Source organism: Streptomyces sp. NPDC087787, from assembly GCF_044743035.1.
GTDB lineage: Bacteria > Actinomycetota > Actinomycetes > Streptomycetales > Streptomycetaceae > Streptomyces.
Genome location: NZ_JBIUVQ010000017.1, coordinates 45,582 through 68,798 on the forward strand (window position 1 = coordinate 45,582; position 23,217 = coordinate 68,798).

Annotated in this window: 26 protein-coding genes; 14 read left to right on the forward strand and 12 right to left on the reverse strand. The window is 70.9% G+C overall.

Going from position 1 to position 23,217, the window contains the following annotated elements; all coding sequences use genetic code 11:
- Positions 1–45 precede the first annotated feature (45 nt).
- From ACIOWN_RS25600 to ACIOWN_RS25610, 3 genes are all read left to right on the forward strand, one after another.
- A complete protein-coding gene (locus ACIOWN_RS25600) occupies positions 46–225 on the forward strand; it encodes a DUF6104 family protein (RefSeq protein ID WP_003992906.1) in 180 nt (59 codons plus the stop codon).
- Positions 226–426: 201 nt separating this feature from the next.
- Positions 427–1,332 carry a DUF4097 family beta strand repeat-containing protein gene (locus ACIOWN_RS25605; protein WP_362353199.1) on the forward strand — a complete coding sequence of 302 codons (906 nt, stop codon included), beginning with the start codon at positions 427–429 and terminating at the stop codon, positions 1,330–1,332.
- A 1-nt stretch (position 1,333) separates the two neighbouring features.
- Positions 1,334–2,326 carry a helix-turn-helix transcriptional regulator gene (locus ACIOWN_RS25610; RefSeq protein WP_362353200.1) on the forward strand — a complete coding sequence of 331 codons (993 nt, stop codon included), beginning with the start codon at positions 1,334–1,336 and terminating at the stop codon, positions 2,324–2,326.
- 41 nt (positions 2,327–2,367) lie between these two features.
- Here ACIOWN_RS25610 and ACIOWN_RS25615 read toward each other — a convergent pair whose 3' ends face one another.
- The 4 genes from ACIOWN_RS25615 to ACIOWN_RS25630 form a co-directional block, all read right to left on the reverse strand.
- Positions 2,368–2,934: a Clp protease N-terminal domain-containing protein gene (locus tag ACIOWN_RS25615; RefSeq protein ID WP_401983413.1), complete on the reverse strand. Its 567-nt coding sequence runs from the start codon at positions 2,932–2,934 to the stop codon at positions 2,368–2,370.
- Entirely contained in the window at positions 2,934–3,143 is a 210-nt protein-coding gene (locus ACIOWN_RS25620; RefSeq protein WP_037745578.1) for a helix-turn-helix domain-containing protein, read from the reverse strand. The genes ACIOWN_RS25615 and ACIOWN_RS25620 overlap by 1 nt, the downstream gene beginning before the upstream one ends.
- Positions 3,144–3,229: 86 nt before the next feature.
- Complete coding sequence (locus tag ACIOWN_RS25625; protein ID WP_401983414.1) at positions 3,230–4,195, reverse strand: zinc-binding dehydrogenase; 966 nt, start codon at positions 4,193–4,195, stop codon at positions 3,230–3,232.
- Between the two features lie 141 nt (positions 4,196–4,336).
- On the reverse strand, positions 4,337–5,560 hold the full coding sequence (locus ACIOWN_RS25630; RefSeq protein ID WP_362353206.1) for an NADP-dependent malic enzyme: 1,224 nt from the start codon (positions 5,558–5,560) through the stop codon (positions 4,337–4,339).
- Between the two features lie 549 nt (positions 5,561–6,109).
- On the opposite strand from ACIOWN_RS25630, the gene ACIOWN_RS25635 reads away from it, so the two are divergent.
- The 3 genes from ACIOWN_RS25635 to ACIOWN_RS25645 are packed head-to-tail and all read left to right on the forward strand — an operon-like array spanning position 6,110 to position 8,831.
- Positions 6,110–7,060 (forward strand): ABC transporter substrate-binding protein, encoded by a 951-nt coding sequence (locus ACIOWN_RS25635; protein ID WP_362353208.1) that lies wholly within the window; start codon positions 6,110–6,112, stop codon positions 7,058–7,060.
- 32 nt (positions 7,061–7,092) lie between these two features.
- Positions 7,093–8,028: an amino acid ABC transporter permease gene (locus ACIOWN_RS25640; RefSeq protein ID WP_362353210.1), complete on the forward strand. Its 936-nt coding sequence runs from the start codon at positions 7,093–7,095 to the stop codon at positions 8,026–8,028.
- A 50-nt stretch (positions 8,029–8,078) separates the two neighbouring features.
- On the forward strand, positions 8,079–8,831 hold the full coding sequence (locus tag ACIOWN_RS25645) for an amino acid ABC transporter ATP-binding protein (protein ID WP_362353348.1): 753 nt from the start codon (positions 8,079–8,081) through the stop codon (positions 8,829–8,831).
- Between the two features lie 71 nt (positions 8,832–8,902).
- Here the strand turns inward: ACIOWN_RS25645 and ACIOWN_RS25650 are convergent, their stop codons facing one another.
- Positions 8,903–9,349, reverse strand: a complete 447-nt coding sequence (locus tag ACIOWN_RS25650; protein WP_401983415.1) for a hypothetical protein — start codon at positions 9,347–9,349, stop codon at positions 8,903–8,905.
- 156 nt (positions 9,350–9,505) lie between these two features.
- The gene (locus ACIOWN_RS25655) at positions 9,506–10,282 is read right to left on the reverse strand and encodes a class I SAM-dependent methyltransferase (protein ID WP_401983416.1); all 777 of its coding nucleotides are present in this window, start codon (positions 10,280–10,282) and stop codon (positions 9,506–9,508) included.
- Between the two features lie 98 nt (positions 10,283–10,380).
- On the opposite strand from ACIOWN_RS25655, the gene ACIOWN_RS25660 reads away from it, so the two are divergent.
- Positions 10,381–11,010 (forward strand): CGNR zinc finger domain-containing protein, encoded by a 630-nt coding sequence (locus ACIOWN_RS25660; protein ID WP_401983417.1) that lies wholly within the window; start codon positions 10,381–10,383, stop codon positions 11,008–11,010.
- Here ACIOWN_RS25660 and sodX read toward each other — a convergent pair.
- Complete coding sequence (gene sodX / locus ACIOWN_RS25665) at positions 10,914–11,348, reverse strand: nickel-type superoxide dismutase maturation protease (protein ID WP_362353218.1); 435 nt, start codon at positions 11,346–11,348, stop codon at positions 10,914–10,916. The genes ACIOWN_RS25660 and sodX overlap by 97 nt on opposite strands.
- Before the next feature lie 146 nt (positions 11,349–11,494).
- On the opposite strand from sodX, the gene sodN reads away from it, so the two are divergent.
- Both sodN and ACIOWN_RS25675 read left to right on the forward strand, forming a co-directional pair.
- Positions 11,495–11,890 (forward strand): superoxide dismutase, Ni, encoded by a 396-nt coding sequence (gene sodN, locus ACIOWN_RS25670; protein WP_069765939.1) that lies wholly within the window; start codon positions 11,495–11,497, stop codon positions 11,888–11,890.
- A 284-nt stretch (positions 11,891–12,174) separates the two neighbouring features.
- The gene (locus ACIOWN_RS25675; RefSeq protein ID WP_362353221.1) at positions 12,175–12,837 is read left to right on the forward strand and encodes a class I SAM-dependent methyltransferase; all 663 of its coding nucleotides are present in this window, start codon (positions 12,175–12,177) and stop codon (positions 12,835–12,837) included.
- 37 nt (positions 12,838–12,874) lie between these two features.
- On the opposite strand, the gene ACIOWN_RS25680 is transcribed toward ACIOWN_RS25675, so the two are convergent.
- The 3 genes from ACIOWN_RS25680 to ACIOWN_RS25690 all read right to left on the reverse strand — a co-directional run bounded on the left by ACIOWN_RS25680 (position 12,875) and on the right by ACIOWN_RS25690 (position 16,395).
- Positions 12,875–13,522, reverse strand: a complete 648-nt coding sequence (locus tag ACIOWN_RS25680; RefSeq protein WP_401983418.1) for a GNAT family N-acetyltransferase — start codon at positions 13,520–13,522, stop codon at positions 12,875–12,877.
- Between the two features lie 173 nt (positions 13,523–13,695).
- Positions 13,696–14,862 carry a family 2 encapsulin nanocompartment cargo protein polyprenyl transferase gene (locus tag ACIOWN_RS25685; protein ID WP_362353225.1) on the reverse strand — a complete coding sequence of 389 codons (1,167 nt, stop codon included), beginning with the start codon at positions 14,860–14,862 and terminating at the stop codon, positions 13,696–13,698.
- Positions 14,863–14,988: 126 nt separating this feature from the next.
- Positions 14,989–16,395 carry a family 2B encapsulin nanocompartment shell protein gene (locus ACIOWN_RS25690; protein WP_362353227.1) on the reverse strand — a complete coding sequence of 469 codons (1,407 nt, stop codon included), beginning with the start codon at positions 16,393–16,395 and terminating at the stop codon, positions 14,989–14,991.
- A 220-nt stretch (positions 16,396–16,615) separates the two neighbouring features.
- Here ACIOWN_RS25690 and ACIOWN_RS25695 point away from each other — a divergent pair, with 220 nt between their 5' ends.
- Positions 16,616–17,533: a pyridoxal-phosphate dependent enzyme gene (locus ACIOWN_RS25695; protein WP_362353229.1), complete on the forward strand. Its 918-nt coding sequence runs from the start codon at positions 16,616–16,618 to the stop codon at positions 17,531–17,533.
- Positions 17,534–17,674: 141 nt separating this feature from the next.
- Here the strand turns inward: ACIOWN_RS25695 and ACIOWN_RS25700 are convergent, their stop codons facing one another.
- A complete protein-coding gene (locus tag ACIOWN_RS25700; RefSeq protein WP_401983419.1) occupies positions 17,675–19,270 on the reverse strand; it encodes a Na+/H+ antiporter in 1,596 nt (531 codons plus the stop codon).
- Between the two features lie 77 nt (positions 19,271–19,347).
- On the opposite strand from ACIOWN_RS25700, the gene ACIOWN_RS25705 reads away from it, so the two are divergent.
- From ACIOWN_RS25705 to ACIOWN_RS25715, 3 genes are all read left to right on the forward strand, one after another.
- On the forward strand, positions 19,348–19,608 hold the full coding sequence (locus ACIOWN_RS25705) for a UBP-type zinc finger domain-containing protein (protein ID WP_326804054.1): 261 nt from the start codon (positions 19,348–19,350) through the stop codon (positions 19,606–19,608).
- Positions 19,609–19,857: 249 nt separating this feature from the next.
- Positions 19,858–20,274, forward strand: a complete 417-nt coding sequence (locus tag ACIOWN_RS25710) for an anti-sigma regulatory factor (protein WP_067236910.1) — start codon at positions 19,858–19,860, stop codon at positions 20,272–20,274.
- A 17-nt stretch (positions 20,275–20,291) separates the two neighbouring features.
- Positions 20,292–21,407: an RNA polymerase sigma factor SigF gene (locus tag ACIOWN_RS25715; RefSeq protein WP_362353233.1), complete on the forward strand. Its 1,116-nt coding sequence runs from the start codon at positions 20,292–20,294 to the stop codon at positions 21,405–21,407.
- A gap of 56 nt (positions 21,408–21,463) precedes the next feature.
- Here the strand turns inward: ACIOWN_RS25715 and ACIOWN_RS25720 are convergent, their stop codons facing one another.
- A complete protein-coding gene (locus ACIOWN_RS25720; protein ID WP_401983420.1) occupies positions 21,464–21,958 on the reverse strand; it encodes a hypothetical protein in 495 nt (164 codons plus the stop codon).
- 116 nt (positions 21,959–22,074) lie between these two features.
- On the opposite strand from ACIOWN_RS25720, the gene ACIOWN_RS25725 reads away from it, so the two are divergent.
- Complete coding sequence (locus ACIOWN_RS25725) at positions 22,075–23,043, forward strand: diacylglycerol/lipid kinase family protein (protein ID WP_398142824.1); 969 nt, start codon at positions 22,075–22,077, stop codon at positions 23,041–23,043.
- The last annotated feature ends 174 nt before the right edge of the window (positions 23,044–23,217 follow it).

Below are 23,217 nucleotides of genomic sequence, written 5' to 3' on the forward strand. Positions count from 1 at the left end.
ACGGGGGTGCGGCCCGGTCGTTTCGGCGCGCCTATCCTTGACTCCATGTACTTCACAGACCGTGGCATCGAAGAGCTGGAGAAGCGACGGGGCGAGGAGGAGGTCACCTTCGAGTGGCTCGCCGAGCAGCTGCGGACCTTCGTCGACCTCAATCCGGACTTCGAGGTGCCGGTGGAGCGGCTGGCGACCTGGCTGGCCCGGCTGGACGACGAGGACGACGAGTAGGGACCGGCCGTCTGCTCGGCACGGGGCGCCCCCTTGGGGGCGCCCTGTCTGTTTCCGGGGATCTGCCCCGGCCCGCCTTCTCCGGCCGGCACGCGCTCGCCTCACCCGTACGAGTGTCTTGACTTCCCCGGGACGCGATATATCGTGGATTGCAGACGACGCGATATGGCGTGTCGGTCCCGGCCCGGGGAGGTCTGCACCATGTCCGAGTGGTCCGTCGGTGAGCCCAGGAAGCTCACCTTCGACGAGCCTGTGACCGCGCTCAACGTCCGCATCGTGCACGGAGCGGTGAACGTCGTGGGCGTGGACGAGGGTCCGGCCCGCCTCGAAGTCTCGGAGATCGAGGGGCCGCCCCTGGTGGTCACCCAGCAGGGCGGGACGCTGACGGTGGCGTACGAGGACCTGCCCTGGAAGGGCTTCCTCAAGTGGCTGGACCGCAAGGGCTGGCGGCGCAGCGCCGTGGTCTCCGTGGCCGTCCCGGCGACCACGCGGGTGGAGCTCGGAGTGGTCGGTGCCGGCGCGGTGGTCTCGGGGATCGGCGGACGCGCGGAGGTCAAGGGCGTCTCCGGGGACACCACTTTGGTGCGCCTGACGGGTCCGGTGCGCGCGGACACCGTGTCGGGGAGCGTGGAGGCGCAGGCCCTCTCCGGTGACCTGCGGTTCAACTCGGTCTCCGGCGACCTGACGGTGGTCGACGGCGCCGGTCCCTCGGTGCGGGCGGACTCGGTGAGCGGGTCGATGATCGTCGACCTCGACCCGGCGGGCGGCCCCACCGACGTCAGCCTGACCAATGTCTCCGGCGAGATCGCCATCCGGCTCCCCCACCCGGCGGACGCACAGGTGGACGCGAACACCGCGAGCGGGACGGTGTCCAACGCCTTCGAGGACCTCAAGGTCGGCGGCCAGTGGGGCGCCAAGCGGATCACCGGCCGCCTCGGCGCGGGCAACGGACGGCTGAAGGCGACCACCGTCTCCGGCTCCATCGCGCTGCTGCGGCGCCCGCCCGCGGAGGACGGACCGTGGGAGGCGGAGCCGCGGGACGCCCGCCCGGCCGAGGGCGCCGGCGACGGCACCGCCCATGGCACGACCGACAAGAAGGTGCTCTGACATGCCTCCCGTCTTCGCTCACGGCCGACTCCGTCTGTACCTGCTCAAGCTGCTCGATGAGGCCCCGCGCCACGGGTACGAGGTGATCCGGCTGCTGGAGGAGCGCTTCCAGGGCCTGTACGCCCCCTCGGCGGGCACGGTGTACCCGCGGCTGGCCAAGCTGGAGGCGGAGGGACTGGTCACCCACACCACCGAGGGCGGCCGCAAGGTGTACGCGATCACGGACGCGGGCCGCGCCGAGCTGGCCGACCGCAGTGGCGAACTGGCCGACCTGGAGCTGGAGATCCGCGAGTCCGTCGCCGAACTCGCCGCGGAGATCCGCGCCGATGTGCGCGGTGCCGCGGGAGATCTGCGGCGCGAGATGCGCGCGGCCGCCTCCCAGGCCCGTGAGGGCTCCGGAAGGCACGGGGAGCACGGCAAGGCCGACGACAAGGAGGCCTGGCAGGCCGCCAGGGAGGAGATGCGGCGCGTCAAGCAGGAGTGGAAGGAGCAGGCACGGCGCGCGAAGGAGGAGAGCCGCAGGGCGCGCGACGAGGCCCAGCGGGCCAAGCGGCAGGCCAAGGACGCACAGGAGTGGGCGCTGGCCCAGGCGCAGGAGGAGTTGCAGCGCATCGCCAAGCGGGTCCAGGACCAGGTGCAGGACCACTTCGACCGGGGTGACTGGCCCACGGGGGTTCGCGAGGGCCTGACCGAACTGGCCAAGGAATTCGGCGACTTCGGCAAGGACTACGCCTTCGGCCGCGCCGCGGCCCGCCCCGAGTACTCCACGACCCCGGAGGACTTCCCGGCCCGTTACGAACCGGCCTGGGCGCACGAGGATCTCACCGGCGACCCCGCCCGCGACCTGGACCGCCTCCTGGACCGCTTCCGCGACGACATCCGCGACACGGCCCGGGACAACGGCATCACCGCCGACCAACTCCTCGAGGCCCGTGGTCATCTGTCCGCGGCGGCGGCGCACATCGCCTCGCTCCTGCGGCGCCCGAAGGTCTGACGGCCGCCCGCCGGCCCACTCGGGCGGCCATCATCTTCAGCTCAGCCGGCCGCCCGCGCCTGTCCCCCGCCGTACAGCACGCGGGTCACCGACTCGTAGGTGACACCGTGGTCGGCGAGGGCCTCGGCGGGCACACCCGGGCGGACGGTCAGGGCGAGGAGGATGTGCTCGTCGCCGAGGTGCCGGTCGCGGTGGGCCGCCGCCGTGCGCAAGGCCTTTTCGAGCGTGTCCTTTGCGCTCCGGCTGAAGGCGCGGCGGCCCGGCCAGGAGCCCTTGCCCCGCCGGTCGCCGGACATCGCCCCGACGCCGTGCGTCTCCTCCACCCGGGAGACGATCTCCGAGACGTCGATGCCCAGGCCCGCGAGGGCATCGGCCTCGGCCCGGGACAGGCCGGCGCGCCGCCGTGCGTCGTGCGGCGCCTGCCGCACGGGCTCCCCGTGCTCGTCGAGCCCCAGCGCCGCCAGTGCGAAGGACCCGCGGCTGCCCTCGCGGTCGAGCAGGGCGAGCAGAAGGTGCTCGGCGTCCACGGTCCGCGCTCCGGCGTCGTCGGCGTACTCCACCGCCCCCCGCACCACGGCCCGGGCGTCCTTCGTGAACCGTTCGAACATCACTGCCTCCCGTACTTCTTGTGCACGGCCTGCCTGCTGACGCCGAGTTCGGCGGCGATCTCCTGCCACGACCAGCCCTGGTTGCGCGCACCGCGCACCTGTACCGCCTCGAGCTGCTCCAGCAGCCGGCGCAGCGCGGCGACGGCCCGCAGCCCGACCCGGGGATCGCGGTCGCCCGCGCGCTCGGCGAGATCCGTTGCTTCGGTCATGATGTCAACCTACATTGACACTCCGGGTGCGTCAACCATAGTTGACACACCCGGGCCCGGCGCTCGGAGAGCAGGTGGGGAGGGAGTCAGGCGGTGGTGAGCACGACCTTGCCGAAGTGGCCGCCCGACTCAAGCCGTTCGAAGCCCTCGCGGGCCCGGTCGAGCGGCAGCACCTCGTCGATGACGGGACGGACCCCGGTGGCGGCGCAGAAGGACAGCAGGTCCTCCAGTTCGTCCTTGGTGCCCATGGTCGAGCCCACGACCTTCAGCTCCAGGAAGAAGATGCGTGTCAGCTCGGCATGGGACGGCCGGTCGCCGCTCGTGGCCCCGGAGATGACGATCGTGCCGCCGGGCCGCAGCGACCTGACCGAGTGCGACCAGGTGGCCGCGCCGACGGTCTCGATCACCGCGTCCACCCGCTGCGGCAGCCGCGCCCCCGGCTCCAGCGCCTCCACCGCGCCGAGCTCCACCGCACGCCTGCGCTTGGCCTCGTCCCGGCTGGTGGCGAACACCCGCAGCCCGGCCGCCCTGCCGAGCACGATCGCGGCCGTGGCGACACCGCCGCCGGCGCCCTGGACGAGCACGGAGTCGCCAGGACGCACGCCGGCGTTGGTGAAGAGCATGCGGTACGCCGTCAGCCAGGCCGTGGGCAGACAGGCGGCCTCCTCGAAGGAGAGTTCCTTGGGCTTGGGCAGGACGTTCCAGGTCGGCACGGCCACCTGTTCGGCGAAGGTGCCCTGGTAGCGCTCGGTGAGGATGGACCGGGGCTCCGCGGGCCCGACCCCGTGCCCGCTCTGTCCGATCACGGAGTGCAGGACGACCTCGTTGCCGTCCTCGTCGACACCGGCGGCGTCGCAGCCGAGGATCATGGGCAGCTTGTCCTCGGACAGCCCCACCCCCCTCAGCGACCAGAGGTCGTGGTGGTTCAGTGAGGCGGCCCTGACATTGACCGTGCTCCAGCCGGGACGGGCCTCGGGGGCCGGGCGCTCCCCCGACTCCAGGCCGCTCAGCGGCTGGTCGCGGTCGATTCGGGCGGCGTAGACAGCGAACATGACCTTGACCCTAGGGGTGTGCCCCGGCCGACGGAACCACGCACCTCTGTGACGCTCACCCTCTTGCCAAGCAGGAGGGCAAGGGACGCGGGAAAAGCCGAACGGCCCCGTCCGCAGCGGGACGGGGCCGTTCGGGCCGGCTCAGCGACGGGCCACGCCCTCGGCACGGGCCGCGGCGGCCACCGCCGCGGTCACGGCGGGTGCCACCCGCTCGTCGAACGGCGAGGGGATCACGTAGTCCGCGGCGAGGTCGTCGCCGACGACCCCGGCCAGCGCCTCGGCCGCCGCGATCTTCATTCCCTCGGTGATCCGGGACGCCCGCACCTGGAGCGCGCCCGCGAAGATGCCGGGGAAGGCCAGGACGTTGTTGATCTGGTTGGGGAAGTCCGAGCGCCCGGTCGCCACGACCGCCGCGTACTTGTGCGCGACCTCGGGGTGCACCTCGGGGTTCGGGTTGGCCATGGCGAACACGAACGCGCCCTCGGCCATCGACGCCACGGCCTCCTCCGGCACCGTGCCGCCGGAGACGCCGATGAAGACGTCGGCCCCGGCCAGCGCGTCCTCCAGGGAACCGCTGACGCCGGCCTTGTTGGTGAACTCGGCCAGCTCGCGCTTGACCTGCGTCAGGTCCGTGCGGTCGGCCGACACCACGCCCTTGCGGTCCGCGACCGCGACGTCGCCGATACCGGCCTCGACCAGCATCCTGGCGATGGCCACACCGGCCGCGCCCGCGCCCGAGATCACGGCCCGCAGCTCCCCGATCGCCCGCCCGCTCAGCCGGGCCGCGTTGCGCAGCGCCGCGAGGGTCACGACCGCCGTGCCGTGCTGGTCGTCGTGGAAGACCGGAATGTCCAGACGCTCCTGGAGCCTGCGCTCGATCTCGAAGCACCGGGGGGCCGAGATGTCCTCCAGGTTCACACCGCCGAAGGACGGCGCGAGGCGCACCACGGTCTCGACGATCTCGTCGACGTCGGTGCAGTTCAGCGCGATCGGCACCGCGTCCACGCCGCCGAACTGCTTGAACAGGATCGCCTTGCCCTCCATGACCGGGAGGGAGGCTTCGGGGCCGATGTCACCGAGCCCCAGAACAGCCGTGCCATCGGTCACGACGGCGACCACGGACGACTTCCACGTGTAGTCGTGGACCAGTTCCGGCTGCTCCGCGATGGCGGAACAAACGCGCGCGACGCCGGGCGTGTACGCCAGGGACAGGTCGTCCTTGTCGCGGATGGGCACGGTGGCCTGCACGGCCATCTTGCCGCCGCGGTGCAGCGCGAAGGCCGGATCGAAGGAGTCGAGCGGCTCTGCTCCGCCGTCCTGGTCCGTACTGCTGTCGCTGCGAGGATTGACGATCTCCGCTGCCACTTCGTTTTACCCCTTAAGTTTCATGGTTTGAGGGTTGCCGCTCCTGGTGGGAGCGGGCGGGACCGCGCACGGACCGTGAGTGATGTCTTCGGTCACCTACGCGACGAGCGCGCCGCACACGCGCTCGAGCCCCGGATGAGGGGTGTAAAGAACCTTCTTACCGGACGATCGGCGTCAACGACGAGTCCATAACGTCAAGGTCACATGACGGGGACGCGGCACTTGGCCCAATATGGGGGCAACTCATCGCCGAATACCCGACAGAGTCCCAACTGCACTCAAACATCATGCAGCGGTGGACCGCATCCTGAGACGGGCCGAAGATCCTCCGGCCGGAAGAAGGCATTCCCGCAGATGGTCCGGCTTTGCCGGAGGCGCCGTGGGCTGTTCGGGGGTCACCCGTTATCCGATTTTGACATGGCGACGCCCCTGAATGGAGCAGCCCGAATGGCAAGATGCGGTCAATCACACGAGGTCGCAACACCCGAAGGTGAAGGTGTGTGGTCTCGTCGCCCGTCGGCAGCGCCATCCATCAGCCGGAGGAACACCATGACCACACGCTCCACCCGACGTACGACCGCCGCGCGCTCCCGGCTAGCTGCGGTCGGTGCGATCGTGGTCACCGGCGCCCTGATTCTCACCGGCTGCGGTGACCAGACCAAGGACTCTTCCGGCAGCAGCTCTGCCGGCTCCGCCCCTCTGGCCGACAAGCTCCCGGCCCAGATCCGTGACAAGGGTGTCATCAGGGTCGGCTCCGACATCGCCTACGCGCCGGTCGAGTTCAAGGACAAGTCGGGCAACGTCGTCGGCATCGACCCGGACCTCGGGGCCGCGCTGGGCAAGCAACTCGGTGTGACCTTCAAATTCGAGAACGGCACCTTCGACGCCCTGCTCACCGGTCTGCGGTCCAACCGTTACGACATCGCGATGTCGGCGATGACGGACAACAGGAGCCGTCAGGAGGGCATCGACCCGGAGACGAGCAAGAAGGTCGGCGAGGGCGTCGACTTCGTCGACTACCTGACCGCCGGTGTCTCGATCTACACCCGCAAGGGCGACACCAAGTCCATCACCACCTGGGCCGACCTGTGCGGCAAGAAGCTCGCCGTGCAGCGCGGGACCGTCTCGGAGGACATGGCGAAGGCCGAGGCGAAGAAATGCCCGAGCGGCAAGACGATCGCCCTGCAGGCCTTCGACGACAACCAGCAGGCCGATACCCGCCTGCGCTCCGGTGGCGCCGACGCGGTCTCCGCCGACTTCCCGGTCGCGGCGTACGCGGTCAAGACCTCCGGCGGCGGCAAGGACTTCCAGATCGTCGGCGAGCAGGTCGAAGCGGCGCCGTACGGCATCGCGGTCGGCAAGAGCAGCACCCAGCTGCGGGACGCGCTGCAGGCCGCGATGAACGCGGTCATCAAGAACGGCGAGTACCAGAAGATCCTGGAGAAGTGGGGCGCCCAGGACGGTGCCGTGAAGGAGTCCGTCATCAATGGCGGCAAGTGACCGCGTCCAGCGGCCGCTGAGAGGCGAAACCCGTGACTGCTGACATCGACAAGACGCCGGGGGCGAAGGACACGCCCCCGGCCGGGCCACAGGTCATCAAGGCCATTCCGGTCCGGCACTACGGACGCTACGTCACCGCCGTCATCGCGATCGCGATCCTGGTCGCGATCATCTACGCGTTCGGCCAGGGCAGGATCAACTGGCACGCGGTACCGGACTACTTCTTCGACGAACGGATCATGACCGGCGTCGGTAAGACCCTCCTGCTGACGGTCCTGTCGATGCTGATCGGCATCGTCGGCGGCATCGTCCTAGCAGTGATGCGCCTGTCGAAGAACCCGGTGACCTCGGCCATCGCCTGGTTCTACATCTGGTTCTTCCGCGGCACCCCGGTCCTGGTCCAGTTGTTCGTGTGGTTCAACCTGGGCCTGGTCTTCAACTACATCAACCTGATGCCGTTCTACAAGGACTACTGGTCGAACTTCATGACGCCGCTGCTGACGGCGCTGCTCGGCCTGGGTCTGAACGAGGCGGCGTACATGGCAGAGATCTGCCGGGCCGGCCTGCTCGCGGTCGACGAGGGCCAGACCGAGGCGGCGCACGCACTGGGCATGAGCCACAGCAAGACGCTGCGGCGGATCGTCATTCCGCAGGCCATGAGGGTGATCGTGCCGCCGACCGGCAACGAGGTCATCAACATGCTGAAGACGACCTCGCTCGTGTCCGCGGTGCAGTTCGCGGAACTGTTCCGCTACGCCCAGGACATCGGCCAGGTCTCCGCCGCCCCGGTGGAGATGTACTTCCTCGCCGCCGCCTGGTACCTGATCATGACCTCGGTACTGAGCGTGGGCCAGTACTACATCGAGCGGTACTACGCCCGCGGCTCCAGCCGCAGCCTGCCGCCGACGCCGTGGCAGAAGGTCAGGGCACACCTTGCGTCCTTCTCCAGCAGGAAGGTCACGGCATGACCGACAAGCTCACCAAGCAGGACACCACCGCGCGCGACGTGCCCGTCGCGATGGTCAAGGCGGAGGGCGTGCACAAGTCCTTCGGCCAGGTCGAGGTCCTCAAGGGCATCGACCTGGAGGTCAAGCCGGGCGAGGTCTTCTGCCTCATCGGTCCTTCCGGCTCCGGCAAGTCGACGTTCCTGCGCTGCATCAACCACCTGGAGAAGATCAACGGCGGCCGGCTGTACGTCGACGGCGAGCTGGTCGGCTACCGCCAGCAGGGCGACAAGCTCTACGAGCTGCGCGACCGCGAGGTCGCCACGAAGCGCCGGGACATCGGCATGGTCTTCCAGCGCTTCAACCTGTTCCCGCACATGACCGCGCTGGAGAACGTCATCGAGGCGCCGGTACAGGTCAAGGGCCTGAACAAGGCCCAGGCCAAGGAGCGGGCGATGCAGTTGCTGGAGCGCGTCGGCCTGGCCGACCGCGCGGGGCACTACCCCTCGCAGCTCTCCGGCGGCCAGCAGCAGCGCGTGGCGATCGCCCGGGCCCTCGCCATGGACCCGAAGCTGATGCTGTTCGACGAGCCCACCTCGGCGCTCGATCCGGAGCTGGTCGGTGACGTCCTCGACGTCATGCGCGACCTCGCCGAGTCCGGCATGACGATGGTCGTCGTCACCCACGAGATGGGCTTCGCCCGCGAGGTCGGCGACAGCCTCGTCTTCATGGACGGCGGCGTGGTGGTCGAGTCCGGCAACCCGCGCGAGGTCCTGACGAACCCGCAGCACGAGCGCACACAGTCGTTCCTCTCGAAGGTCCTCTGACGGATATCCCGATGGCCGGAGGCCGTCCGTCCCTACCCTCGGATCGGGCGGCCTCCGCAGTCTTTCCGGCACTACAGGTTCAGCCAGGGGCTGCGTGGCGCCAGGTTACCCTCGGTGTCGATCCCCTTTATGTGCACGAATGTGGCGAACTGGCCCTTGCCGTGGAAGTCCGTGCCGGCGTAGCTCTTGCTGATCACCTTTCCCTGCGGGCAGGGGTAGGACTTCTTGGACACGATCTTCGCACCCGTGGTGACAACCCTGATCAGGATCGTGCACTTCGCGTGCTTCTTGCCCATGGAGACGATCGCGCTCGCATGTCCCACACCTTTGGACTTCTTGGAGATGCAGGACTTCCAGATGACCGCGGTGTCGTTGTTGGGGAAGGCGTCGATGTTGGAGTAGGTGGAGCACCCGCCCTTGCCGGACTCGGCGTACGCCGCCGGTGCCGTCGCCAGCCCGGCAATCGTGGAGATCGCACACGCCGCCGCGACTGCCGCGGCCGTCTTCTTGAGTCGCACCGAAGAACCTTCCCTTTCCCGTAAGCAGCATGGATGCCGCTGGGGTTTATTGGTAGATCATCAAGGAGCGGCAGTCCGCGCCAACAAGAATCCGGCCGAAACGGCTGGGCCGTTCGCGTCTCCTCCCTACTGGTCACTGAGCGTGGCTACAGGCCTCTACTTCAGCGCCAGCAGCAGCGTGTCCGTCGGTGAGCACCACACCGCACGGGCCTCGGCGAAGCCCTGCTCGCGCAGTACGCGCGCGTGCCACGCGGCGGACGGCATGTCGCCGTCGGCGTGCTCGCCGTAGATCTCGAAGCGGCGGGCCGTCGGTCCGGCCAGGACCGGGTCCTTGGCGGCCAGCTGCCACCACTCGGCCCAGTCCAGGGCGCCGGCCCGCTTGGCCTGTTCCATGCGCTCGTGCCGCTGGGCGCGTTCGGCCGCGTTGATCCGGGGCGTGGTCTCGTCGATCATGTGGTCGGCGTTCATGAAGACACCGCCGTCGCGGACGAGCTTCGCGACCTGGCCGTAGAGGGCGGCGAGAGGTTCGCTGTGCAGCCAGTGCAGGGCCGTGGCGGTCAGGACGGCGTCGTAGGAGTTGTACGGCAGCTTCGCCGGCCAGGCGGGGTCCTTGAGGTCGGCGGTCACGAAGGAGACCCGGTCGTCGCCGTCGAAGGTGCCGCGCGCGATGGCGAGCAGCGCCGGGTCGAGGTCGACGCCGGTGCTGGTGGCCCCGGGGAAGCGGGTGAGCAGCCGGGCGGTGATGCTGCCGGTGCCGCAGGCCAGGTCCAGGACGCGCGGGGCGGTGCCGACGAGCGCCTCGACCATGTCGAGCATGATGCGGAAGCGTTCCTCGCGGTCGGGCATGTACCACTCCTGCTGGCGGTCCCAGCTCTCCTGCCACGCCGCCCAGTCGGCCCCCTCCGCGGTGATGCCCGTCCTCGTGTCCGTCATCGAAGCCCTCCCTGCCCACGTCACGTAATACCCTTGAAGGCCAGCCGGCTGTTACCGACCGCCCTGCCGACCATAGAGTGCCCCAGTAAGGACTACAAGTGGAACTGGCCTATTACTCGGATTACGCCGTACGGCTCGTCAACAGCGAGGAACCGGCCCGGGGCAAGGACACTTTGACCTCGGTCGACGCGGTCCGGGACCTGTTCGGCGCCAACGCCTCCGCGGCCCGCCGGGCCACCGACGCCGATGTCACGCGCTTCCGCTCGGTACGGGCCCGGCTGCGCTCGGTCTTCGAGGCGGCCGACCAGGGCGACGAGACGCTCGCGGTGGCCCTGCTGAACTCCCTGCTGCTGGAGTTCCCGGTGAGCCCGCAGATCTCGGGACACGACCACCGCGACGACGACGGCCGCCCGCTGTGGCACATGCACCTGGCGGACCACCCGTCCAACGCGACCGCCGGCTACGCGGCGATCGCGGCGATGGGCCTGGCCTTCCACCTCACGGAGTACGGCGTCGACCGCCTCGGCCTGTGCGAGGCCGCGCCGTGCCGCAACGCCTACCTGGACACCTCGACCAACCGCTCGCGCCGCTACTGCTCCGACCGCTGCGCGACCCGCGCGAACGTCGCCGCCTACCGGGCCCGCAAGCGCCTCGAGGCGGACCGGTCGGTGAACACGGGCCGGGCCGCCGAGAGCACCCAGCGCGCGAGCGCCAGCGGCGAGCGCTGAGCGCGCTTGCGCGGCCGGTAGCGGAACCACACCCTGCCCAGGACCAGGTCCTCGGGCACGGTCCCGTAGTCGGTGCTGTCCCCGCCCGCGTACGCGTTGTCGCCCAGCACCCACCAGCCGCTGTCGCGCCGCTCCGAGGCCCGCTTGACGACCAGCAGGTCCTGCTGGAACGGATGCCGCAGGACCACCACGTCACCGGGCCGGATCCGGGCGCCGTACTGCACCACGAGCCGGTCCCCGTGGTACAGCGTGGGCACCATGGACGGCCCGGTCACCTCGGCCAGCCCGAAGGGCAGTACGGCGCCCCTGCGCTCGGTCTCCTGCGACAGTTCCGGCATCCCCGGCACCTCCCCGGTCACGTTCCTCCACCAGTCTCAGTCTCACCCCGGACTTTTGTCCTAAGCCCTAGGGGGCACTCGCGAAAACACGCCTGGCAGGGAGTAATGTCCCACCTGAGAAGACGATCACGAGGAAGGATGGCTCCATGCTTTCCCGCCTGTTTGCCCCCAAGGTCAAGGTCAGCGCGCACTGCGACCTTCCCTGCGGTGTGTACGACCCGGCCCAGGCCCGCATCGAGGCGGAGTCGGTGAAGGCCGTCCAGGAGAAGATGGCCGCGAACGACGACCCGCACTTCCAGACGCGTGCCACCGTCATCAAGGAGCAGCGCGCCGAGCTGGCGAAGCACCATGTCTCCGTGCTGTGGAGCGACTACTTCAAGCCCCCGCACTTCGAGAAGTACCCGGAGCTGCACCAGCTGGTCAACGACACGCTGAAGGCCCTCTCCGCCGCCAAGGCCTCGACCGACCCGGCCACGGGCCAGAAGGCGCTCGACTACATCGCCCAGATCGACAAGATCTTCTGGGAGACCAAGAAGGCCTGATCTTGAATCATGCCGTTTGACCTGCGATTTCTTTGTCGCACGGTCTTCCGGTCCGCACCCGGTCCGCAGGTCGCCGAGCACGGCGTCCATGGCGGCCCGGGTGCGGTCTTTTTCGCCCGGCCACAGGTGCGCGTAGATCTGCCACGCCGACCGCGTCCTCGCCGATCCCGCCTGGCCGGTGGCCTGGGCAGGGCAGGTCACGTCCTTGTTCGTCGGATGAGCAGGTCGAGCGGTTCGCCGAACAGCGAACGGCCGTGAACGGAACGGGTGTTAGGTTCTTCCCCGTGGTGGAACACCAGCAGGAGACCAGGGCGGCCTACGACGGGGTCGTCGAGCTCTATGCGTCGCTGTTCGCCGATCGGCTGGAGACGCAGCCGTTCGCACGAGCCATGGTCGGCACCTTCGCCGAGCTGGTGCGCGAGACGGGGAACCTGCGGGCAGCCGATGTCGGGTGCGGGCCCGGACATCTGACGGCCATGTTGCACGACTTGGGGCTGGATGCCTTCGGGCTCGACCTCTCCCCGGGCATGGTCGACCATGCCCGGCGGGCCCATCCGGCGCTGCGGTTCGGCGAGGCGCGCATGGAGGCCCTGCCGGTCGAGGACGACGCCCTCGGCGGAGTGCTGGCCCACTACTCGGTGATCCACACCCCGCCTGGGGAACTGCCCGCGCTGCTCGCCGAGCAGGTACGTGTCCTGGCGCCGGGGGGCCTGCTCCTGGTCTCGTTCTTCGGGACCGAGGGACCGGAGCCGGTCCTCTTCGACCACAAGGTGGCGCCCGCCTACAGCTGGCCCGTGGACCGGTTCGCCGAGTTGCTGGCCGGGGCCGGGCTCGTCACGGTCGCTCGGCTGCTCCACGACCCGGCCTCCGAACGGGGCTTCCTCGACGCCCACTTGCTGGCCCGCCTCCCCTGGAGGGAAGTCCGCAACACGTTGGGGGCGCGGTGAGCCGCCCTGAGCCGTCCCGAGCTCGTGGGTCCGGCGGTCAGTGCCCCCGGCCGGTGACGGGTTCGCGCCACATCGGCCACATCCGGGGGCCGTCCGGGAGGTCGAGGGTGTGGTCGGCGAAGGTGAAGCCCAGGCGTTCGTAGAGCTTCGTGCTGCGCTCGCTGCTGGCCTCCAAGTAGGCGGGCAGGCCCTCGCGGTCGCAGCGGTCGAGGACGTGCTGGACGAGGGCGCCGCCCAGGCCCTCGCCCTGGTGGGACGGTGCGACGCCGATCATCCACAGGTACTCGTGGGCGCGGTCCGCCGGATGGGAATCGGCCATCAGCCGGGCGATCTCCTCGACCCGCGGGTTCGCCGGGTCGACGCTCTCGCGCAGCCGTACCGCGTCGTCCGCGTCGTCGGCCTCTTCCGAGCCGCCCCCGCCTCCCCCGCCGTCCGGGCCGTCGCCGCCGGCCGCCGGCATCGACAGCCACAGGGCGCACGCCGTGCTGTCCTCGGTCACGTCGATCCGGCCCTCGGCGAGCACGATGTCGGTGAAGGCGGCCATCAGCCGGTGGTGGGTCCTGCGGCGGTACTCCCGCTCCGGGAAGACCCAGCCGCTCACCGGGTCGTCCTGGAAGGCCTCGTCCAGCAGCCGCACGACCAGTTCCCGGTCGCCTTCCCCAGCCGCCCGGATCCCCACGCCCATGGTCCATCCTCTCAACTCAAGTACCGCTCGAAATAAGGGAGTTGAGCCTAGCGAAAGAGGCGGGCCCCGCACACCGTGGGGCAGTGCGGGGTCCGCCGCGCCGGAGCCGCCGACGGCCGTACGGGGTCAGGAGCCGTACGGGCCCGGTGGCTCCGGGGTCTTCTCCGGCGGGGTCAGCTGGAGCGTCTGGTCACGAACTCGGCCAGGGCCAGCAGTCCGCCCGCGTTCGCCGGATCCGGTACCGCGCGGGCCAGGTCGGCCACGGCCCGGGCCATCCGGTCGGCCGCCTGGGCCTGCGCCCAGTCCCGCCCACCGGCCCGCTCCACCACCAGCGCCAGGTGCTCCTCCTCCCCCTCCTGGTGGGGCCGGGCGTACAGCTCGGCCAGTTCGGCCGCGTCCGGGGTGCCGGAGGTCAGTGCCGCGACCACCGGCAGGGACTTCTTGCGGGCGGCGAGGTCGGCACCGGCCGGTTTCCCGGTGCGGGCCGGGTCGCCCCATATGCCGATCACGTCGTCGATCAGCTGGAAGGCGAGCCCCGCCTGCCGGCCGAACGCGTCCAGCGCCTCGACCGCCTCCTTCCCCGCCCCCGCGTACAGGCCCCCCACGGCACAGGCGCAGCCGAGCAGCGCCCCCGTCTTCGCCTCGGCCATGGCGAGCACCTCGGCGAGTGTGACCTCGCCGGGAGCGCGCCGTTCCAGGGCGGTGTCCGTCCGCTGGCCCTCGCAGAGTTCCACGACGCAGCCCGCGAGCCGGGCGGCGGCGGCCGGTGACGCCGGATGCGGGTTCTCGGCGAGCAGTCCCAGGGCCAGCGCCTGGAGCGCGTCCCCGGCGAGGATCGCGTCGTTCTCGCCGAACACCGTCCACGCCGTGGGCCGGTGCCTCCGAGTGGCGTCCCGGTCCATCACGTCGTCGTGCAGCAGCGTGAAGTTGTGGACCAGTTCGACCGCCGCCGCGGCCCGCGCCGCCATCGCCCGGGCGGGCGGCCCGCCGAGCGCGGTGGCCGCCGTGAGGACCAGTGCCGGGCGGATCGCCTTGCCGCCGTTGCCCGCGGCCGGGGTGCCGTCCGCGTGCTCCCAGCCGAAGTGGTAGCGCGCGATCCGGCGCATCGAGGCGGGCAGCGAGGCGACGGCCGCCCGCAGTTCGGGGTCGACCGACGCCCGGGAGCGTTCGAGGATCACCGCCGCGTCGTGTCCGTCGGGCGCGGCCGGGCCGCCCGACCAACCAGGGGCGGCGCGTGGGAGAAGGCTCTCGGCGGAGCCGGGTCCCGCCGGCCGCTCGGCCCCCGCGGGGCGGGGCACGCCGGTCGGGCGCCGCGTCGTCTCCGTCATGAACTCAACCATCCGATCCACATCCGATCCCCCGCGAAGAGACCGCGGACGGTGGCGCTTCCGCAGCCGGAACTGGGCGCGTCCCCCGGGGGTGTACCCGGCCCGGCGGGCCGGGACACCGGGAGCCGGCGCGTGTGGTCAGCGCCAACGGCCGACCTCGATGCCCTCCAGGACTCCCAGCGCGTCCGGCACCAGCACCGCCGCCGAGAAGTAGGCCGTCACCAGGTACTTGATGACCGCCTGCTCGTTGATGCCCATGAACCGCACGGACAGGCTCGGCTCGATCTCGTCGGGGATGCCCTTCGCGCGCAGCCCGATGACGCCCTGGTCCTCCTCGCCGGTGCGCAGGGCGATGATCGAGCTGGTCCGTGCCTCGGTGACCGGGATCTTGTTGCACGGGAAGATCGGCACCCCGCGCCAGGTGGGGATGCGGTTGCCGCCCATGTCGATGGTCTCCGGGACCAGACCCCGCTTGTTCAGCTCGCGGCCGAACGCGGCGATCGCGCGCGGATGGGCGAGGAACAGCTTGGTGCCGCGGCGCCGGCTGAGCAGCTCGTCCATGTCGTCGGGGCTTGGCACGCCGTCGTGCGGGTGGATCCGCTGGTCGTACTCGCAGTTGTGGAGCAGGCCGAAGTCGTGGTTGTTGATCAGCTCGTGCTCCTGGCGCTCCTTCAGCGCCTCGACGGTCAGCCGGATCTGCTGCTCCGTCTGGTTCATCGGCTGGTTGTAGAGGTCGGTCACGCGTGTGTGCATGCGCAGGACGGTCTGCGCGATGCTCAGTTCGTACTCGCGGGGGCTGGCCTCGTAGTCGACGAAGGTGTGCGGGATGTCCGGCTCACCGCTGTGTCCGGCGGCGAGTTCGACCGCCTTCTCCCCGTACCTGTTGGCGTTCTGGTCGGAGGTCGAGGCCCGCTGCCGGAGGTGGGCGCGCAGCGAGTCGGCGCGCTCGGCGATCTGCTCGACGTCGCGGCGGGACAGCACGAGGACGGTGCACGCGGTGTCCGCGCGGGCCGTGTACTCCCAGATGGCGTCCGGGTCGAGGAGAGCCTGATCGCCGAAGTACGCGCCGTTGGCGAGGACACCGAGGACCTGGTCGTCGCCGTAGGGGCCGGTGCCGACCTTCTGGACCCTGCCGTGCGCCAGCAGGTACACCTCCTCGGCCTGGCTGCCGAAGGAGGCGATGACCTGGCCCGCCTCGATCTCGCGCTGGCGGCAGCGCTGGGCGAGCTCCGAGAGCACGTCGTCGTCCTCGTAGTCCCGCAGCGCCGGCAGTTCGCCGAGCTCGGCCGGGATGACCTCGACGCGGTCGCCTGTCTTCACGAAGGTGATGCGGCCGTCGCCGACGGCGTAGGTGAGCCGCCGGTTCACCCGGTACGTGCCGCCCTGCACGTCGACCCAGGGCAGCATGCGCAGCAGCCAGCGCGAGCTGATTTCCTGCATCTGGGGAACGGACTTGGTGGTGGTGGCCAGGTTCCGCGCGGCCGCGGTGCCGAGGCTCTGCTGCGGCCGGTCCTGCTCCGTGCGGACCTCTTCGCCTACCGACATAGAGAATTGCCCTCCCGCTCATGCCCGGCACGCTCGGCCGCGCATCGATTTGCGTGCGCCAGCCTTCCAGCACGGAGCGTGGTCGTGCTATTACCCGAAAGAGCGGGAATGGATCACTGTCGCCACGGGCAGAACTTGCGTTTCCCCTTCGCGTGACCAGCGGGTTCGCGGTGCCTCGCCGGCCGTGCCGCTTCCCGGGCCGGGCGGCGACAATGGCCGGGTGACCCGCTCCGCCGCCCCCGGCCCCGCCGCGCTGTCCCCCCGGCTGCCCTCGCCCCTCCAGGAGGTCGCCGACGACCGGTTCACCCGTCGCGGACTGCGGCTGCTCCTGAAGCGCGACGATCTGATCCACCCGGAGCTGATCGGCAACAAGTGGCGCAAACTCGCCCCGAATCTGCGGGCCGCGGCCGGCCGGACGGTGGTGACCTTCGGCGGCGCCTACTCCAACCACCTGCGCGCGACGGCCGCGGCGGGCCGCCTGCTGGGCCTGCCGACGGTCGGTGTGGTCCGCGGCCAGGAGCTGGCCGGGCGCCCGCTGAACCCCTCCCTGGCGCGTTGCGCGGCCGACGGGATGCGGCTGCACTTCACCGACCGGTCGACGTACCGCCGCAAGGCCGAGCCGGAGACGCTGGCGGCCCTGCTGCGCGCCGCGGGCGCCGAGGACGCCCATGTGGTCCCCGAGGGCGGCAGCAACGCCCTGGCGGTACGCGGCTGCCGGGCCCTGGGCGAGGAGCTGGGCGAGCACGCGGACGTCGTCGCGCTGGCCTGCGGCACCGGCGGCACGCTGGCCGGCCTGGCCGCCGGTCTCGCGCCCGGCCGGCGTGCCCTCGGCATACCGGTCCTCAGGGGCGGTTTCCTGGCGGCGGACATCGAGGCCCTCCAGGAGCGGGCCTTCGGCGCCCGGCGCGGCACGTGGTCGCTCGACGAGCGCTTCCACTTCGGCGGCTACGCCCGTGTCCCGGCCGAACTCGACGCCTTCGCCGAGGACTTCACCGCCCGGCACGGCGTCCCCGTCGAGCGCCTCTACGTCGCCAAACTGCTGTACGGCCTGGTCACCCTGGCCGCCGAGGACGCCTTCCCGCGCGGCACGACGATCGCCGCGATCATCACGGGCACCCCTTTCCCGCCGACGGCCTGAACCGCCCGGCGCCACAACGCCGCCACCGGTCCGTCACGCCCGCACCCCGGCACCCGCCCGAGCCACCCGGACCCCTCACGCCCCGCCCCCGGCGCCCGCACCACCACCCGGCTCGGCCTTCCGCAGGCCCTGCCCGTCCCCTCACGCCGCCTCTCGATAGGCAGCCGCCTCCTCCAGGTCGAGCCTGCGCAGCAAGGTGCGCAGCATTTCGTCGTCGATGTAGCGGCCGTCACGGAGGCGTACGAAGACCTCGCGTTCGGCGCCGATCACGTCGCGGGACAGGCGGCGGTAGGTGTCGTCGACGGACTCGCCGGTGACGGGGTTGGCCTGGCCGAGGCGCTCCCAGACGGAGTTGCGGCGCCGCTCCAGGACCGAGCGGAGGCGGTCGGCGAGCGGCGGGGGCAGGGCGTTGCGCTCGTCGGCCAGGAGCTCCTCCAGGCGCCGCTCGGCGGCCAGGGACGCCTGTGCCTGCGCGTTCGCCTCGGCCAGGGTCTCCGCCCGCGGGTCGCGGTCGGGGAACTTCAGCAGCCGGATCAGCGGCGGCAGTGTCAGGCCCTGCACCACCAGGGTCCCGATGACCGTCGTGAAGGTCAGGAAGAGCAGCAGGTTCCGTTTCGGGAAGGGCCCGCCGTCGTGCAGCGTGACCGGGATCGAGAAGGCGATGGCCAGGGACACCACGCCCCGCATCCCGGCCCACGCGGTGACCATCGCGCCCCTCCAGGTGGGATTCTCCTCGCGCTCCCGGATGCGCCGGGACAGCAGCCGGGGCAGGAACGCCGCCGGGTACACCCACACGAACCGGGTGGCGACGACCACCAGGAAGACGGCGACCGCGTACCAGGCGGCCTCGGGTCCCGAGTACGTCCCGAGGCCTCCGAGGACGACCGGGAGCTGGAGTCCGATGAGGGCGAACACCGACGACTCAAGGACGAACGCCACCATCTTCCACACCGCCTCCTCCTGGAGCCGGGTGGCGAAGTCGACCTCCCAGGCGCGGTGCCCGAGGTAGAGGGCGACGGTGACGACGGCCAGGACCCCGGAGGCGTGCACCTGCTCGGCGACGCCGTAGGCGACGAACGGGATCAGCAGGGAGAGCGTGTTCTGCAGCAGCGCCTCCTTCAGGTGGGTGCGCAGCCAGTGCAGCGGCGCCATCACCACCAGACCGATGCCGACGCCGCCGATCGCCGCGACCAGGAACTCCCCCACGCCGCCCGCCCAGGTCGCGCCCTCGCCGACGGCGGCGGCCAGCGCCACCCGGTAGGCGGTGATCGCGGTGGCGTCGTTGAGCAGGGACTCGCCCTGGAGAATCGTGGTGATCCGCGAGGGCAGCCCGACCCGCCGGGCCACGGCCGTCGCCGCGACCGCGTCCGGCGGCGCCACCACCGCGCCCAGCACCAGCGCCGCGGTCAGCGGCAGCCCCGGCACGAGCAGGTACGCGGCCCAGCCGACCACGAAGGTCGCGAACAGCACGTAGCCCACGGAGAGCAGCGCCACGGGACGCAGTTGCGCGCGCAGGTCGAGGTAGGAGCTGTCACTGGCGGAGGTGTACAGCAGCGGCGGCAGCAGCAGGGGCAGGACCACGCCGGGATCCAGGGCGTAGGCGGGGACCCCGGGGACGTAGGAGACCGCCAGTCCGGCCGCGACCAGCAGCAGGGGCGCCGGCACCGGGGTGCGCCGGGCGACCCCGGCCACCGTGGCGCTGCCCGCCACCAGGAACAGCAGCGGCACTACGTCCATGGTCCTCGCCCACCCGTCGTTCGTCTCCCGGCCGCTTTCCGCGCGGTCCCCCGCACGAGCGTCGTAATCTGGCAATCATGAAACAGTGCACGCACGCCGGCACGCTGCCGCACCCGGAGCCCGTGCCCGAGTGCGAGACGTGTCCGGAGTGCCTGGCGGACGGCACGCATCCGGTGCAGCTGCGGCTGTGCCTGTCCTGTGGCCACGTCGGATGCTGCGACTCGTCACCGGGACAGCATGCGACCAAGCATCACAAGGACACCGGGCACCCGGTGATGCGGACCTTCGAGCCCGGCGAGGACTGGCGCTGGTGCTTCGTGGACCACGTGCTCGTGTGACCGGAACCGGAGGACGGTTCGACCGTCTGACGTCTGGGTACGTCAACCCGGCGCCCGCCGTTCCCATTTGGGCCCGCAGACCCCTAGCCACGGAGCGTATCCGTAGCTTTACTATGAGTGACAGCAGGGGTCGGGGCCCCGGGACAGGAAGGCCGGGCGCGCGGTAGCGTCACCGCTGAACCATGAATCGCGTTGTCCCGGGGGGATGCCCCCGGCCCTGAGAGAGCTTGTACCACCTTGGAGGTGAGGGTGTCCCAGATCGCAGGCGAGCCCGTGGCGAACCAGGACTTCGTGGAGGTCCGGCTGCCGGCTGCGGGTGCCTACCTGTCGGTGCTGCGGACGGCCACGGCCGGCCTCGCGGCCCGTTTGGACTTCACCCTCGACGAGATCGAGGACCTGCGCATCGCGGTCGACGAGGCCTGCGCGATCCTGCTCCAGCAGGCCGTGCCCGGCTCGGTGCTCAGCTGTGTCTTCCGGCTGGTCGACGACTCGCTCGAGGTCACTGTCTCGGCCCCGACGACGGACGGTCACGCGCCTTCGCGGGACACGTTCGCCTGGACCGTCCTGTCCGCGCTCGCGGGCAAGGTCTCCTCCGCCGTGGACGAGGACAGGACCGTGTCGATCAGCCTCTACAAACAGCGCGGCGCGGGACCCGGGCCGGCGTGAGGAACGGGGACGGTCCGGTGCGGGACGAAGAGCGCGGCACACGGGAGCTGCCCGAGGGCGGGCCCCCGGCGCGCGCGGACGGGGCCGGGGCTCCGGGCGGCGCCGCCCGGGGCGGTCCGGCCGCGGTCCGGCGCGCGGCGGACGGTATCGACGGCATCCCGGAGCAGGCCAGGCCGCACCCGGAGGACGAGCCGCTGGTCGCCGGCCACGGCGGTCCTCCCCCTCACGGGGACTCCTCCCGTTCGAGCGAAGGCGAGAACGCGGGGAAGGAGGCGAGGGCTCGGGGAAGGGCGACGGGCGGGACGATGAGCGAGCACGAGCGCAACGGCGAGGACGGGTCGCGCGCCGCCCCGATCGTGCGCAACGCGCGGCACGACCCTCAGGACCGCAGTGGCGCACGTGCGATGTTCGTCCAGCTGCGCGCCCTGCAGGAGGGCAGCCCGCAGTACGCCGAGCTGCGCAACCAGCTGGTCCGCATGCACCTGCCGCTCGTCGAGCACCTCGCGCGCCGCTTCCGCAACCGCGGCGAGCCGCTGGACGACCTCACCCAGGTCGCCACCATCGGCCTGATCAAGTCGGTCGACCGGTTCGACCCGGACCGCGGCGTGGAGTTCTCCACCTACGCCACTCCGACGGTCGTCGGCGAGATCAAGCGGCACTTCCGGGACAAGGGCTGGGCGGTGCGCGTGCCGCGCCGGCTCCAGGAGCTGCGCCTGGCGCTGACCACCGCGACGGCCGAGCTGTCCCAGCTCCACGGCCGCTCCCCCACGGTGCACGAGCTGGCGGAGAAGCTCGCCATCTCCGAGGAGGAGGTCCTGGAGGGCCTGGAGTCCGCCAACGCCTACTCCACGCTGTCCCTGGACGTCCCCGACACGGACGACGAGTCCCCGGCGGTCGCGGACACCCTCGGCGCCGAGGACGAGGCGCTGGAGGGCGTGGAGTACCGGGAGTCGCTGAAGCCGCTGCTGGAGGATCTCCCGCCGCGCGAGAAGCGGATCCTGCTGCTGCGCTTCTTCGGCAACATGACCCAGTCGCAGATCGCGCAGGAGGTCGGCATCTCGCAGATGCACGTCTCCCGGCTGCTGGCCCGGACACTGGCCCAGCTGCGGGAGAAGCTGCTCGTGGAGGAGTAGGAGAAAGAGGGATCGCGGGAACCGGGACGGCCGGGGCGGAGGCCGGCCGTCACCGGCTACCGCTGTCCGCTCTCCCCGCCGCGGCCCGGGCCCTTGATGCCGAGGGCCCGGGTCGTCTCCGGGTTGACGAGCAGCACCAGCGACGTGACGGCCACCGCGGCGAGCACGATGCCGGCCGGGATGGCCACGCCGTCGGACCGCAGCAGGTTGTAGGCGACGGGCAGCGCCATGATCTGCGTGATGACCGCCGGCCCCCGGCTCCAGCCGCGGCGCAGCAGCAGTCCGCGGGCGGCGAGCAGCGGCAGCAGCGCGAGCACGAGCACGGTGATGCCGCCGGTGACGCCGGTCCGCCGGTCGCCGTCGTGGCCGGTGACGCCCGCGACGAGCATCCAGATCCCGCCGACGACCAGCACGAGCCCTTCCAGCCCGGCCAGCGCCGCCGCGTACGTCAGCCGCCGCGGGCGCGGACCTGCGGCGTCCGCCGTGTCCGTGGCGTCCGTGGGCTCCGTGTTCTTCGTAGGCTTCGGTGCGGATTCGCGGTCACTGCTCACTCCAGCAGGGTAGCCGTCGCGGTCAGGACCACCGTGTGCAGGCTCACGCCCCGGTCTCTTACCCGATCCCTACCTCGGGGTGGGGTCGGTACTGTCCGGTAGGTACGCTGCACCTCATGCGTGCACTTCTCGTGGTCAATCCGGCGGCAACCACCACAAGCGCACGTACGCGCGACGTCCTGATCCACGCGCTCGCGAGTGAGATGAAGCTGGACGCGGTCACCACCGAGTACCGCGGCCACGCCCGCGACCTGGGCCGGCAGGCCGCGGACAGCGACGACATCGACCTGGTGGTGGCCCTCGGCGGCGACGGCACGGTCAACGAGGTCGTCAACGGTCTGCTGCACCGCGGCCCGGACCCCGAGCGCCTTCCCCGCCTGGCGGTGGTGCCCGGCGGCTCCACCAACGTCTTCGCCCGCGCCCTGGGTCTGCCCAACGACGCCGTGGAGGCCACCGGCGCGATCCTGGACGCCCTGCGCCTGGGCAGCGAGCGCACGGTCGGCCTGGGTCTGGCCTCGGGCACGCCCGGCACCGACGACGCGGCGGTTCCGGAGCGCTGGTTCACCTTCAACGCCGGGCTCGGTTTCGACGCCGGTGTGGTCGGCCGGGTGGAGCAGCAGCGCGAGCGCGGCAAGAAGTCCACGCACGCCCTGTACGTACGGCAGGTGGTCCGCCAGTTCCTCGGGGAGTCGAGCCGGCGGCGCGGGTCGATCACCCTGGAGCGCGCCGGAGAGGACCCGCTGACCGACCTGGTGGTGGCGATAGTCTCGAACACCTCGCCGTGGACGTATCTCGGCAATCGCCCGATGTACACGTCACCTAAGGCCTCGTTCGATACCGGGCTCGATGTGCTCGGTCTCAGCCGCCTGTCGACCGCCGCGGTTGCCCGGTATGGCACCCAGTTGCTCACTTCGTCCCCCGAGCGAGGACCCCAGGGCAGGCATGCGGCCTCCCTGCACGATCTGAGCCGCTTCACCTTGCATTCGAAGGTGCCGCTACCCCTCCAGATGGACGGTGACCACCTGGGGCTGCGTCGAAGCGTGACGTTCACAGGCGTACGCCGTGCACTGCGTGTGATTGTGTGAGTAGAAGGGGCGAAAGTCCTTTCACTCGAACGTTTAGGCCAGGATCCACCCCATGGAAGTACGGCTGTGACCTAGTCGACACCGAGGAATCAAAAAAAACTTTCCGGAAGGGGTTGTATCCGCCGCTGAGGTTTGCGAGTCTCTACGTGGCGATCGGGACGGCCCACCACACGG